Origin of the sequence: Thalassolituus sp. ST750PaO-4 (genome assembly GCF_020320405.1) — a bacterium.
In the GTDB taxonomy this organism is placed as follows: Bacteria; Pseudomonadota; Gammaproteobacteria; order Pseudomonadales; family Oceanobacteraceae; genus Venatoribacter; species Venatoribacter alkanivorans.
Genome location: NZ_JABVCB010000001.1, coordinates 31,324 through 42,993 on the forward strand (window position 1 = coordinate 31,324; position 11,670 = coordinate 42,993).

The window sequence follows — 11,670 nt, forward strand, 5'->3', positions numbered from 1 at the left end:
CGTTAACACTAGCGCGTTATAACCATTCTGTCTATGCCATCAATAAGGATAAAAGTTTAATAGTGAACCCGCGCACATCCTTGATACACAAAAGAAAATCTCTGGCCAATACGGTCTGAGCATGGCAACCTCTGAACACATCTTACAACCGATATCTTTCACTTTTGTGCAAGCCACCAATATTTTCACCGTCAGCCAGCTGAACCAGCGTGCCAAACAATTACTGGAAGTTTCTTTCGCCAATGTCCGCGTTGAAGGAGAAATTTCGAATCTGTCACGTCCGTCTTCCGGCCACTGGTACTTCACCTTAAAAGACAGTGGCGCTCAGGTGCGTTGTGCCATGTTCCGCTCGCGCACCGCCCTGCTGAAATTTATGCCAAAAGAAGGCGATAAAGTTGAGCTGCGCGCCAAAGTCAGCCTGTATGAGAACCGTGGTGACTACCAGCTGATCGTGGATGCGATGAAACCCGCTGGCGAAGGTGCTCTGCTGCTGGCGTTTCAGCAGTTAAAAGATCGCCTGGCCATGGCCGGACTGTTTGATGACAAATACAAACAGCCCATGCCCTCAGTACGCCGGGTTGGCATTATCACCTCCCCGACCGGTGCTGCCATTCATGACATGCTGACGGTCTTCCGCCGTCGTTGCCCGACGATTGAGATTGATATTTACCCGACCCCGGTACAGGGGCGTGACGCCACGGCACACATCGTTGCCGCCATTGAGCGTGCCAACCGCGACAATAATGTCGATGTGTTAATCGTTGGCCGCGGTGGTGGTTCTCTCGAAGATCTGTGGTGTTTTAACGAAGAAGCCGTGGCCTGGGCCATTCACCATTCGCGCCTGCCCATTGTCAGCGCGGTTGGCCATGAAGTGGACTTTACCATTGCCGACTTTGTCGCCGATGTCAGAGCACCAACTCCGTCAGCTGCCGCCGAACTGCTCAGTCCGGATCAGAGCCAGCAGATTCGTCAGATCCAGCTGATCCATCAGCGCCTGCAGCGTGGAATGCAACGACAGTTGCAGCAGCAACAGCAACGCCTGTTGCGTATTCAGCAACGTCTGCGCGCACCGGGCCGCCTGTTGCAAAACCGTGCGCAACATCTCGACCAGCTGGAGATCCGTCTGCAACGGGCGCAGCAACAGGATCTGCAGCAGCGTTATCACCGCCTGCAGAAGCTGCAGCAGGCACTGGTGCATCAGCACCCGCAACGCCTGTTGCGTGAACGCCAGCAACAGGTCGCATTACTGGAAAAACAATTTACCCGCCTGATTCAGCAACAGCTGACCCAGCGCCAGCAGCAACTGGCCGCCCAGGCGCATTTGCTGAACAGCCTGAGTCCGTTGAACGTTCTTGGCCGTGGTTACTCTATTACCCAGCAAACCGATGGCCGTGTGGTGCAGCAGGCCAGTGAGATTGATGCAGGCCAGCGCATCCATAGTCGCTTACACAGTGGCTGGCTGGAGTCGGAAGTGATCGCCGTGCATACCGACAGTGCCGTGCCACAGCCAGAAGGCGCGAAAAAACCGCGTGTGCGGAAATCCACTCCCAGGAAGAAAACCAGCGAGGATTAACATGGCCGAACTCTTTCACAGCATGATGCAGTTTATCGTCTCGCTGTTCGCCGCCGGTTCGATCCAGAGTGCCACCCCGGTTCCTGCCGAAGGGCCCCTGCCGTTACAACAGAGTATTCCCGGCGGCCTGACGGTTATTCCTGTCGGCTATGGTATTCAGCCGCCGCAGGTAAGCTTCAATCAACAGAATGTGATGGTCATCCGCCCGGACGAGCAAAAACCCTGGCTGGCCATGGTTGGTATTCCACTCAGTCAGCAGCCCGGCGAAGCCAGCATCAAAGCCGGCAATAAAAACATCCGTTTTACCGTTAATGACCACGCCTACCCTGAGCAGCATCTGACGGTTAAGAAGAAACATGTGAACCCCAGCGCCGCAGAGCTGGCGCGTATCCGCAAAGAACAGGCACGGATGGCGGCGGTTTATACCAGCTTCAGCCCGGCACGCCCGTGGCAGCCTATGGCATGGCCCATTCGTGGCGATATGAGCAGCGCCTTTGGCCTGAAACGCTTTTTTAACGGTGAACAGCGCAACCCACACAGTGGGCTGGATATTGCTGCAACAACCGGCACGCCCATTCTGGCGCCGGCGGATGGTAAAGTGGTGCTGACCGGTGACTTCTTTTTTAATGGTAACAGCGTCTTTATCGACCATGGTCAGGGGCTGATCAGCATGTTCTGCCATATGAGCGTTATTGAGGTTAAAGAAGGCGAAGAGATTATTGCCGGTGAACGCCTTGGTCAGGTCGGAGCAACCGGCCGTGCCACCGGCCCTCATCTGCACTGGACAGTCAGCCTGAACAACGCCCGTATTAATCCGTTGCTGCTGATTTCTCCTCTGCAGGGTGGCAAAATTCTGTCAGCCACCGGACAAACAGGAGCTGCACATGAGTGATAAAAAACATCCCGGCACCGCTGGTTTACTGCCAGTTAAAGGCAGCGGCTGTGGCATCCGTCCCGACCCCGATGCACTGAATGACGATACCGGCTTTGATTTCAGTGCCGCCCGCAAATTACTGCAGCAACAGGATGAGCGCACCACGACCACCCCCGCTGAAGAAAGCAGCAATCCAGACACATCATCGCCGGTAAAATAGGCCGGCAATTACACCTTCCGATAAGACCGCCGACGGACGATCAGTGTCTATACTCAGAAAAGCCCTTTTCTGAAAGTCCGTTATGATCAAAAAAATCTCCGTTGACCAGCTCAAGCCAGACATGTATGTCTCAGACCTGAACTGCGACTGGATTCCTCACCATAACTACCAGAAAGAAGGTCGCATTCCCGACCAGAGCATTGTCGACGAAATCCGTCGCCGTGGTATCCGCGAAGTGTATATCGACACCAGCCGCGGTCTGGATGTCGGCGATAATGCTCTGACCGCCGCCGAAGTGGAGCGTGCCAACCAGCAGGCACTGGACAAAGCAGCCACCCTGAAACCCGATCAGAAAGCCCGCAGCGGTGTGCAGGAAGAACTGCTGAAAGCGAATAAAATCCATACCCAGGCCAAAGGTCTGGTCAGCAATGTACTGAAAGATGTGAAGCTTGGCCGCGCCATCGATGTCGGAGCCTTCGACCGTCTGGCCGATGGTATGGTCGATTCGGTGCTGCGTAATCACAACGCCCTCGCCTGCCTTGGCCGTATCCGCGAAAAAGACAATTACCTGCTCGAACACTCCATCAATCTCGCCGTTCTGATGGGCATCTTTGCCAAAAGCCTGAAGATTGACCGTGAGACCATGCACCAGGCGGTGGTTGGCGCCATGCTGCATGATATCGGCAAAGTGATGATCCCCGACGAGGTACTGCATAAACCCGGCAAACTGAACGACGATGAATTCGCCATTATGCGCAACCACGTGGTATTCAGCCGCGAGCTGCTGAAAAAGACACCGGGGGTGAGTGAGCTGACCATTAAGGTCGCTGCCCAGCACCACGAGCGTATTGATGGCAGCGGCTACCCGGAAGGCCTGCACGACTGCGATATCTGCCGCGAAGGAAAGATGTGCGCCATTGCCGATGTGTACGATGCCATCACCGCCGACCGCGTGTATCACAAAGGCTTGCCACCGACGATGGCGCTGAAAAAACTGCTGGAATGGAGCGGCACCCACCTTGATCAGACACTGGTGCACCGTTTTATCCGCTCAATGGGCATTTATCCGGTGGGCTCGCTGGTGAAGCTGAAAAGTCAGCGGCTGGCGGTGGTGATTGAAGCATCCGAAACCGATCAGCGCCTGCCACTGGTAAAGGTTATTTATAACACCAGCAGTCAGCGTTATCTGCCGGTTGAGATCATCGACCTGAGCAAACCGACCACTCAGGACGAAATACTGCAGGCCGTAGACCCGGCCCGCTTTGGTATCCGCCTGAACGATTTTATCGCCTGAAACAGAACCCACACAGCATCAGCTGCTGCGTTCTTCTTCCGCCTGCCGTTTGGCTCCCAGCAATTCGATTTTGGCCAGCACCTCAAGCGGTGCCGGTGGCGCTTCCTGCAACTCATCCGGCTCATTTTTCAGACGCGCGACGGCCTGCAGCATGCTCGCCAGCGAGCGCACCCGGCCGCCCTTCAGCACCGCAATGCGCGCCAGCGCTTTGGCATGTAAACGGCCATCGACCAGAAAACGGTGCTCCATATAGAAATACTTACGGTCCCAGTGCAGCACCCGGCTTTCCACATCCACCAGCGCCAGCGGTTTGATCTCACGCACGAAGGTTAAAGTCTGGCTGGCCAATACCGAGCGCCAGCCCTTGCGCACAAATAATGGGCCGGTGCCCAGGCGCAGAAAAAACTCGGTGCGCGCCAGATCCAGCCAGGCCGGATAACGGGTATTGGTTAAATGCAGATTCAGGTCACAATCCCAGGGCAAGACGCGGAAACGGGTATGAAATACATCCAGCGCCGTTGCCGGCTTGGCCCAGGGACGGCGGGCAAACATCAGGGCCGAGCGCAACATCTGGCTCATGCTTTGCTTTCACCGGATTTGGCGTTCAGATCAATCTTGCGCATCAGACCTTCCTGCGCCACCGAAGCCACCAGCTCGCCCTTCTGGTTAAACAGCTGACCGCGACAGAAGCCACGCGCACCACCGGCATTGGGGCTGTCGATGGCGTACAACAGCCATTCATCCATACGCAGCGAACGGTGGAACCAGACGCTGTGGTCCAGGCTGGCCACTTGCATGTCTTTCTGCGATACCGATACCGCATGCGGGTGCAGCGCGGTGGTAATCAGGTTGAAGTCGGAGGCATAAGCCAGCATGGTGGCGTGCACATTGGGGTTATCGCCCATGGGCGCATCGGCCTTCATCCAGGCGTATTTCACCGGCTCTTTTTTCTGTGGCGCAAAAATATTCACCGGGTCGAGCACGCGGATTTCAATCGGCTGGTCGGCGGTGTAAATATCGCGAACCCGCTCCGGGAAGTAATCGCGGAACATACGCGCCAGTTCCAGCTGCGACGGAATGCCTTCCGGGCCTTTGATATCGGGCATCGGATTCTGATGCTCAAAGCCCGCTTCCGGATGCTGGAACGAGCACATCATGGTCAGAATCGCCTTACCGTTCTGGCTGGCTTTTACCTGCCGGGTGGCAAAACTGCGGCCATCGCGCAGTACATCCACTTCAAATTCAACGCTGTCGGTCACTGTACCGGGACGCAGAAAATAAGCATGCAGTGAGTGTGGGGCCCAATCGCCTTCAGTCAGCGTCTGAATGGCTGCCGATAAACTCTGCCCCAGCACCTGACCGCCGAACAAATTACGGAAGCCCAGATCCTGGCTCTGACCACGGAAACGGTTTACGCCAATGGCTTCCAGCTTTAACAGCTCAATCAATTCTGCCAATACATTGCTCATACTAAACCCTGCCTTAACGGTCGGACGCGGGCGGATGTTGCTGCCCTGACGCCACCTTTTCTTATTAAAATCATCGCTGGCGGGCACTGTTGACCGGCCTGACCAGCTTTTTCTGTTTGTTAGGGCCTGTCGACACTAAGTAAATCCGGCCTGCTGAGAGCCAGTTTTTCTCAGAACAAGGAGAGAGGAGTGATATTAGCGGGCTAAATGAATGACGAGCGACGATGTTATTGGGGAAAACTGGCCTCAGCCCGAAGGGTTATGGCTAAAAATCCCTCATCCTGCGTTGCTGTTCGCTCGCTGAACCCGTTAGGCCACACTCTCAGCGCCTTGCCTGAGATATTTTTAGCCAATAACAGTCTGTTTAATTAGTGTCGACAGGCCCTAATGTTTCACACAATACGGATTCAGTACGGCGACACATTGGCCGCCGTGACATCCTCTGAATGAAGCCCTGATTGGATAAACCAATCATCCATCTGCGTCTTTATCTCACAACATGGCAGTCTGGCCCAGTGCCGCATCTGACAACTAGGCCTGCTAAAAGGCTGAAATTGCCATTCCCGGGGCATTTTGGGGAGATTATCCGTGCCTGATCGGCGACAAAGCGGCATCCTGAGGTTAAAACCGGCATCCTGAGGTTAAAAGATGCACAATAGCGTGCAATCCGTATAATACGCGGCCTTTTTGCAATGGGATTTTGCCTCCGCCCGCATCCGCAGATGCAACGCGATCCGGGGCCAAACCCACGTAAACAACGATACACAGGCACAATGCACCCGACTTCCGCACAACCCGATTTCACACAGGCGACCTATGCAACAGCGTGACCCCTACCAGCACCATGTAAACCCCGAGCATTATGCCGAGCTGCTGGAGGTAAAAGCACAGCGTCTGCGCGATCTGTTTGCCGACTTTAATCCGCCGTCATTACAGGTGCATGCCAGTGCCCCGAGCCACTTCCGCCTGCGCGCGGAATTCCGTCTGTGGCACGATGGCGACCGCTGTTTTTACGCCATGTTTGAGCCGGGCGATAAAAGCAAAGTCTATGAAGTGCGTGAATTTCCCATCGCCTCACATCTGATTAACAAATTAATGGTCCGCCTGCTGGAAGACATCCAGCCGAACGAGCTGCTGCGCCGCAAACTGTTTCAGGTCGAGTTTTTAACCACCCTGAGCGGTGATGCCCTGATCACGCTGATTTATCACAAGCCATTAGGCGATGAATGGCGCGCCGAAGCCGAAGCACTGCAGGCCCGTCTGGGCTTCCCGATTGTTGGCCGCTCGCGCAAACAAAAGCTGGTGCTGGAACGCGATTATGTTAACGAAGCCCTGCAGGTGGACGGCAAGACCCTGCACTACCGCCAGATTGAAGGGGGGTTTACCCAACCCAATGGCGAGATGAATCAGCAGATGCTGAGCTGGGCACGTTCTGCCGCCGCTGAGATTAACCATAGTGATAACAACGGCGAGCCGTCATCCGACCTGCTGGAGCTGTATTGCGGCAACGGTAATTTCTCCATGGCACTGGCCGATACCTTCCGCCGCGTACTGGCGACCGAAATTTCCAAAACCTCGGTCGCGGCCGCCCAGGTCAATATCGCCGATAACCAGCTTGATAACGTAGTGATTGCCCGTTTATCCAGCGAAGAATTTGTGCAGGCCCTGCGCGGCGAGCGCACCTTTGAGCGGCTGTCTGGTGTCGATTTAAGCAGCTACGATTTCCGTACCGTGCTGGTCGATCCGCCACGCGCCGGGCTGGATGATGAATCGGTGAAACAGGTGCAGGGCTACGACAATATTATTTATATCTCCTGTAACCCCAATACCCTGCACGACAACCTGCAGGTGCTGTGCAACACCCACGAGATCAGACGCTTTGCGCTGTTTGATCAGTTCCCCTATACCGACCATATCGAAACCGGTGTGGTCCTGACCCGGAAAACCCCTTCATGAACAGCACCGCATCTTCATCCTTCAGTCAGCTCGATCTGCCTGCCAGCCAGTTGCAGAATCTTGAGCGCATGGGCTACACCCAGATGACGCCGGTACAGCAGCAGACTCTGCCAGCGGCACTGGCCGGTCAGGATATTCTTGCTCAGGCCAAAACCGGCAGCGGTAAAACCGCCGCCTTTGGTCTGCCGTTATTAAGCAAAATTAATCCGCGCTTTTTTGGTGTGCAGGCGCTGGTGCTGTGCCCGACCCGCGAACTGAGCACTCAGGTGGCGGAAGAAATCCGCAAGCTGGCACGCTTTCAGGCCAATATTAAAGTGGTGGTCCTTTGTGGCGGTGTTTCTATTGGCCCACAAATCGGCTCGCTGGAGCACGGTGCGCACATCGTGGTCGGCACACCGGGGCGGATAAAAGACCACCTGCGCAAAGAAACCCTGAAAATTGACCAGGTGCAGACGCTGGTGCTGGACGAAGCCGACCGTATGCTCGATATGGGTTTTACCGACGATATTCATCATATTGTTGCGCACACCCCGGCCAACCGTCAGACCCTGCTGTTTTCTGCCACCTACCCGGAAAACATCAGCCAGTTAAGTGCCGAATTTCAGCACAACCCGCTGAATGTCAAAGTCGAAGCCGTGCATCAGAGCAACAGCATCGAGCAGCATCTGGTCATCTGCGAACGCAATGAAAAAGAACAGGCACTGGCACGGGTATTAAGCCACTTTGGTATTCAGCAGGCCGTGGTGTTCTGCAATACCAAACAGGCAACCGAAGAAGTCACCCAGATATTGCGCGACATGGGGTTTATCGCCCTCGCCCTGCACGGCGACCTGGATCAGCGTGACCGTGATCAGGTATATGTGCAGTTCAAACAGAACAGCACCAACTTTCTGGTTGCAACCGATGTCGCCGCCCGTGGTCTGGATGTTGATGATCTGCCAGCGGTGATTAACTACGAATTACCGCGCGACCCGGAAGTCTATGTACACCGTATCGGCCGTACCGGCCGTGCTGGTAAAGAAGGTCTGGCAATCTCTATTGCTACCGAACGCGAAGACTACAAACGCGCTGCCATTGCCGAACAACAGGGCCGCGATATTCCACTGATGCCAATCAGTGAACTCAGCGATGTTATGCTGCAGGCCGAAAAGCCAGCCAACGTCAGCCTGTGTCTGGCGGCGGGTCGTAAAGATAAACTGCGCCCCGGCGATATTCTCGGCGCCCTGACCTCACCCGGCGGTATTGCCGGCAGTGCCGTCGGTAAAATTGAAGTGCTGGATTACGCCGCTTATGTTGCAGTCCAGCGCGATCAGGCCAGAGTCGCCCTGAATCATCTGCAGAAAACCCGCATTAAAGGCCGTGCTATTAAAGTGCGCCGGGTTTAAACAGCAGGTAATGAGCGTAAAAACGGCTGCCGATGCAGCCGTTTTTTTTATTTACGTCACAGACATTACGAGAAGTGCCAGAAGCAGCAGCGCAGCGAGAAAAAGAAAAATATTCCCCAGTCCGCGACTTTCAGCCAGCTCCTGCTGATAACACTGAATAAAGGCTTCCAGCTCAGCGCCATCAGTAATATCCCGGCAATGCGGACAAGCTCTGGCCAGGTGCGGGAAAGATCGCATGCAACGTTGGCATTTTTTGGTAAACCGGATTTTAACCGGCAGTGGCATCCCTTTCATCTGTCCTTCTGTTTAATATTTTAGAAGTCATATCGTGACCGGTTATAATACGGCCAACTTTTGTCCAGCAGCAGAGTATGAATGATACTATGAATTACACCGTCATGCCTGATTCTTCCTTTTTACATCCTCTGCTGCTCCAGCCTGCGGCAGACGCCGATGTACCGGCACTCTGTGCATTGATGAATCTGTGTTATCGCGGCAGCGAAAACGGCACTGAAACGCAATTACAGGGCTGGACTTCAGAAGTCGGTCTGGTCGCTGGCCAGCGTATTCAGCCAGACGATTTACAGGCCTTTATTCATCGTGCGGATGTGAGTTTTTTCTGCATTAAAAATAATGCCGACATTATCGCCTGCTTTTCTCTGATACAAAAAAAATTACAACCACTGGAAAGCAAACAGGTAGCGGCATGTGAGTTCGGCAGCTTTGCCGTACATCCGCACTATCAGGCACAGGGGCTGGGTAAGCAGTTACTATCCTGGGGCGAAACCTTCGCCTCTGATCTGAATTGCACAACTATGCAGATGCAGGTACTGGCACCACGGGAAGATTTAATTGCCTATTATCAGAGACGCGGATATCAGCTGACGCCCTCACGGGCTCCTTTCCCCAAACAACTGGCGGTCGGTACACCATTGCAGGATGCATTGAGTCTGGTGCTGATGGAGAAAACCCTGCCGGCATAATAGCAGAGCGGCAAACAACAAAAACGAGGCCGATTAATCGGCGCTGATATGGCGCGGGAAAACGATCAAAAAGGACAGCCCGCCCTCTGCTGGTTCTTCGGCACGAATACTGCCATGCAACAGACGCGTTACCCACTGATGGACAAGGTGCAGACCCAGTCCGCTTGAACCCTGCCCCCGGGCACTGGTCACAAACGGATCAAACATCCGGCCGGCAATATCCGAGCGCACCCCGCTGCCATTATCTGATACGCGCAATATCACCTGATCCTGCTCATTAGTCTCAGCACGGAGTTCGATCTGACCGCCCGTCATATCAGCAAAACCATGCACCACGGCATTAACAATAAGGTTTTGCAGTATCTGTGAAACAATACCCGGATAACCGACAAGACGGAGGTCTTCGGCAATATGTGTGACGACTTTTACACCAGAGTGGGTGAGCATAACCTGTAAAGAGCGCAATAAATCGTCGCATACCTGGCGCAGACGAAATTCAACGATATCGTCACTGGCACGGTCGATTGCCAGACGTTTAAAACTCTCAACACGGATTTTTGCCCGTTTCAGATTCTCATCCAGTAATTTAAGTCCTTCCTGACTGTGGAGAATATAATCGGCCAGCGCCTGACGGCTTAATCCCGTATCAACAGCCTTAGTCAGCTGGGTCAGATGAGTTTCCAATGTTGATGTCAGCATCAGTGCTCCACCTACCGGAGTATTAAGCTCATGAGCAACGCCTGCGACCATCATCCCAAGCGCAGATAATTTACGTGTTTCAACCAATTCATCCTGCAGAATACTTTGCTCGTACAAGCTGATATCCAACTTTGCATTTGTAACTTCCAGTGCTTCTTTTTCCTGCTGGAGTTGTCGGTTAAGCAGGTAACGCTGGTACTGTTGCAGTAAATCATGGTGCAGTAAACGGCCACCAACCAGAATGATAACTGCGGCAAGTAATAATCCTGGCCATATCGACCGCCAGTTAACAGCCGACATAAATTCTGCCGTTGTCTGCACAATCAAATAGACCGGTGTGGCACTCTCCTGACTGGTGGATTGCCCAAGATTTATTTTCATGGCACTGATTAACTGACCAGCAAGAACCTCCCCTGAAATAACAGAAATTTTCCGCAGGCGTTTCCACAAAGCCTGATTCTGCACGCTCAGGTTATACTTATTCTGACCGAGGTCATGCCCCCACTCCTGCTCGGCTTGAGGGTGCAGAACCCAGTAACCACCTGCATCGGCAATCAATAAGGCTGACTGTTCCTCTGATAAATTACGCAGGGATTCCAGCAAGCGGCGAAAATCGTAATTAATCAATAGCAGCCCGGGTTGTTTTCCATCATCAACCCCAGTACGGATACCGGCACGGAGTGTTGGTTGATATGGCTGGACAATGGCTCCGTTTTCAACATTCAGATCCAGTCCGGAAAAATACACTGATGGTGGTTCTACCTGCATTGCATCACGAAAATAATAGCGACTGGCTTTATTCTGCAGCTCTGAATCTGGTAACTGACGCACGGAATTTTTATCAACGTCGATACGCACCCGCTCATTGCCCTGAATATCAAGCCAGCGGATCTGCAGAACATTGTCCAGAGATTGAGCAAACCCTGAGAATCGTTGTGCCAGAATCGCGGTGTTGATTGGCCCTTCAGCATTCAGCCCCTGATGAATATCACGATCATGGTAAAGCAGTGAGACAATATTACGCACATCGCCCAGCTCCCGGCTCAGGTGCACCGAGGCCGAAGCGATAATATGATCGTGCTTTTCGTTAATATCGTGGATATATGACTGGCGTAATAAATAGTTGACGGTAAATGCCGATACAAAAGCAATCAGTAACAGCAATAAGAGAAGCCGGATGCCCTGCTTTCGCTGCGCGGGAACAGAATAGTATGGAA

The 11,670-nt window shown here is 53.6% G+C and carries 10 protein-coding genes; 7 read left to right on the top strand and 3 right to left on the bottom strand.

The window, feature by feature from the left end:
- Positions 1-151 precede the first annotated feature (151 nt).
- From xseA to HUF18_RS00150, 4 genes are all read left to right on the top strand, one after another.
- Positions 152-1,573 (top strand): exodeoxyribonuclease VII large subunit, encoded by a 1,422-nt coding sequence (xseA, locus tag HUF18_RS00135; protein ID WP_446751461.1) that lies wholly within the window; start codon positions 152-154, stop codon positions 1,571-1,573.
- Position 1,574: 1 nt separating this feature from the next.
- Entirely contained in the window at positions 1,575-2,465 is an 891-nt protein-coding gene (locus HUF18_RS00140) for a M23 family metallopeptidase (RefSeq protein ID WP_225690634.1), read from the top strand.
- Positions 2,458-2,667, top strand: a complete 210-nt coding sequence (locus tag HUF18_RS00145) for a hypothetical protein (protein WP_145470493.1) — start codon at positions 2,458-2,460, stop codon at positions 2,665-2,667. Before HUF18_RS00140 ends, HUF18_RS00145 begins: the two co-directional genes overlap by 8 nt.
- 82 nt (positions 2,668-2,749) lie before the next feature.
- Positions 2,750-3,961, top strand: a complete 1,212-nt coding sequence (locus tag HUF18_RS00150) for an HD-GYP domain-containing protein (RefSeq protein WP_225690635.1) — start codon at positions 2,750-2,752, stop codon at positions 3,959-3,961.
- 18 nt (positions 3,962-3,979) lie between these two features.
- On the opposite strand, the gene HUF18_RS00155 is transcribed toward HUF18_RS00150, so the two are convergent.
- Together HUF18_RS00155 and HUF18_RS00160 are read right to left on the bottom strand one after the other, a co-directional pair.
- On the bottom strand, positions 3,980-4,540 hold the full coding sequence (locus tag HUF18_RS00155) for an acyl-CoA thioesterase (protein ID WP_145470489.1): 561 nt from the start codon (positions 4,538-4,540) through the stop codon (positions 3,980-3,982).
- A complete protein-coding gene (locus HUF18_RS00160; RefSeq protein WP_225690637.1) occupies positions 4,537-5,430 on the bottom strand; it encodes an acyl-CoA thioesterase in 894 nt (297 codons plus the stop codon). The genes HUF18_RS00155 and HUF18_RS00160 overlap by 4 nt, the downstream gene beginning before the upstream one ends.
- Before the next feature lie 816 nt (positions 5,431-6,246).
- Between HUF18_RS00160 and trmA the strand changes: the two genes are divergently transcribed.
- The 3 genes from trmA to HUF18_RS00175 all read left to right on the top strand — a co-directional run bounded on the left by trmA (position 6,247) and on the right by HUF18_RS00175 (position 9,754).
- Positions 6,247-7,386, top strand: coding sequence for a tRNA (uridine(54)-C5)-methyltransferase TrmA (gene trmA / locus HUF18_RS00165; protein ID WP_225690639.1), 1,140 nt, complete (start codon positions 6,247-6,249; stop codon positions 7,384-7,386).
- A complete protein-coding gene (dbpA, locus tag HUF18_RS00170; protein ID WP_145470483.1) occupies positions 7,383-8,771 on the top strand; it encodes an ATP-dependent RNA helicase DbpA in 1,389 nt (462 codons plus the stop codon). The genes trmA and dbpA overlap by 4 nt, the downstream gene beginning before the upstream one ends.
- A 371-nt stretch (positions 8,772-9,142) precedes the next feature.
- Entirely contained in the window at positions 9,143-9,754 is a 612-nt protein-coding gene (locus HUF18_RS00175) for a GNAT family N-acetyltransferase (RefSeq protein WP_225690641.1), read from the top strand.
- A 33-nt stretch (positions 9,755-9,787) separates the two neighbouring features.
- Here the strand turns inward: HUF18_RS00175 and HUF18_RS00180 are convergent, their stop codons facing one another.
- Complete coding sequence (locus HUF18_RS00180) at positions 9,788-11,617, bottom strand: sensor histidine kinase (RefSeq protein WP_225690642.1); 1,830 nt, start codon at positions 11,615-11,617, stop codon at positions 9,788-9,790.
- Positions 11,618-11,670: the final 53 nt, after the last annotated feature.

Coding starts and splice junctions, on each gene's coding strand:
- dbpA (WP_145470483.1), top strand. CDS start 7,383: ATGAACAGCACCGCATCTTCATCCTTCAGTCAGCTCGATCTGCCTGCC.
- HUF18_RS00140 (WP_225690634.1), top strand. CDS start 1,575: ATGGCCGAACTCTTTCACAGCATGATGCAGTTTATCGTCTCGCTGTTC.
- trmA (WP_225690639.1), top strand. CDS start 6,247: ATGCAACAGCGTGACCCCTACCAGCACCATGTAAACCCCGAGCATTAT.
- HUF18_RS00150 (WP_225690635.1), top strand. CDS start 2,750: ATGATCAAAAAAATCTCCGTTGACCAGCTCAAGCCAGACATGTATGTC.
- HUF18_RS00155 (WP_145470489.1), bottom strand. CDS start 4,540: ATGAGCCAGATGTTGCGCTCGGCCCTGATGTTTGCCCGCCGTCCCTGG.
- HUF18_RS00160 (WP_225690637.1), bottom strand. CDS start 5,430: ATGAGCAATGTATTGGCAGAATTGATTGAGCTGTTAAAGCTGGAAGCC.
- HUF18_RS00145 (WP_145470493.1), top strand. CDS start 2,458: ATGAGTGATAAAAAACATCCCGGCACCGCTGGTTTACTGCCAGTTAAA.
- HUF18_RS00175 (WP_225690641.1), top strand. CDS start 9,143: ATGAATGATACTATGAATTACACCGTCATGCCTGATTCTTCCTTTTTA.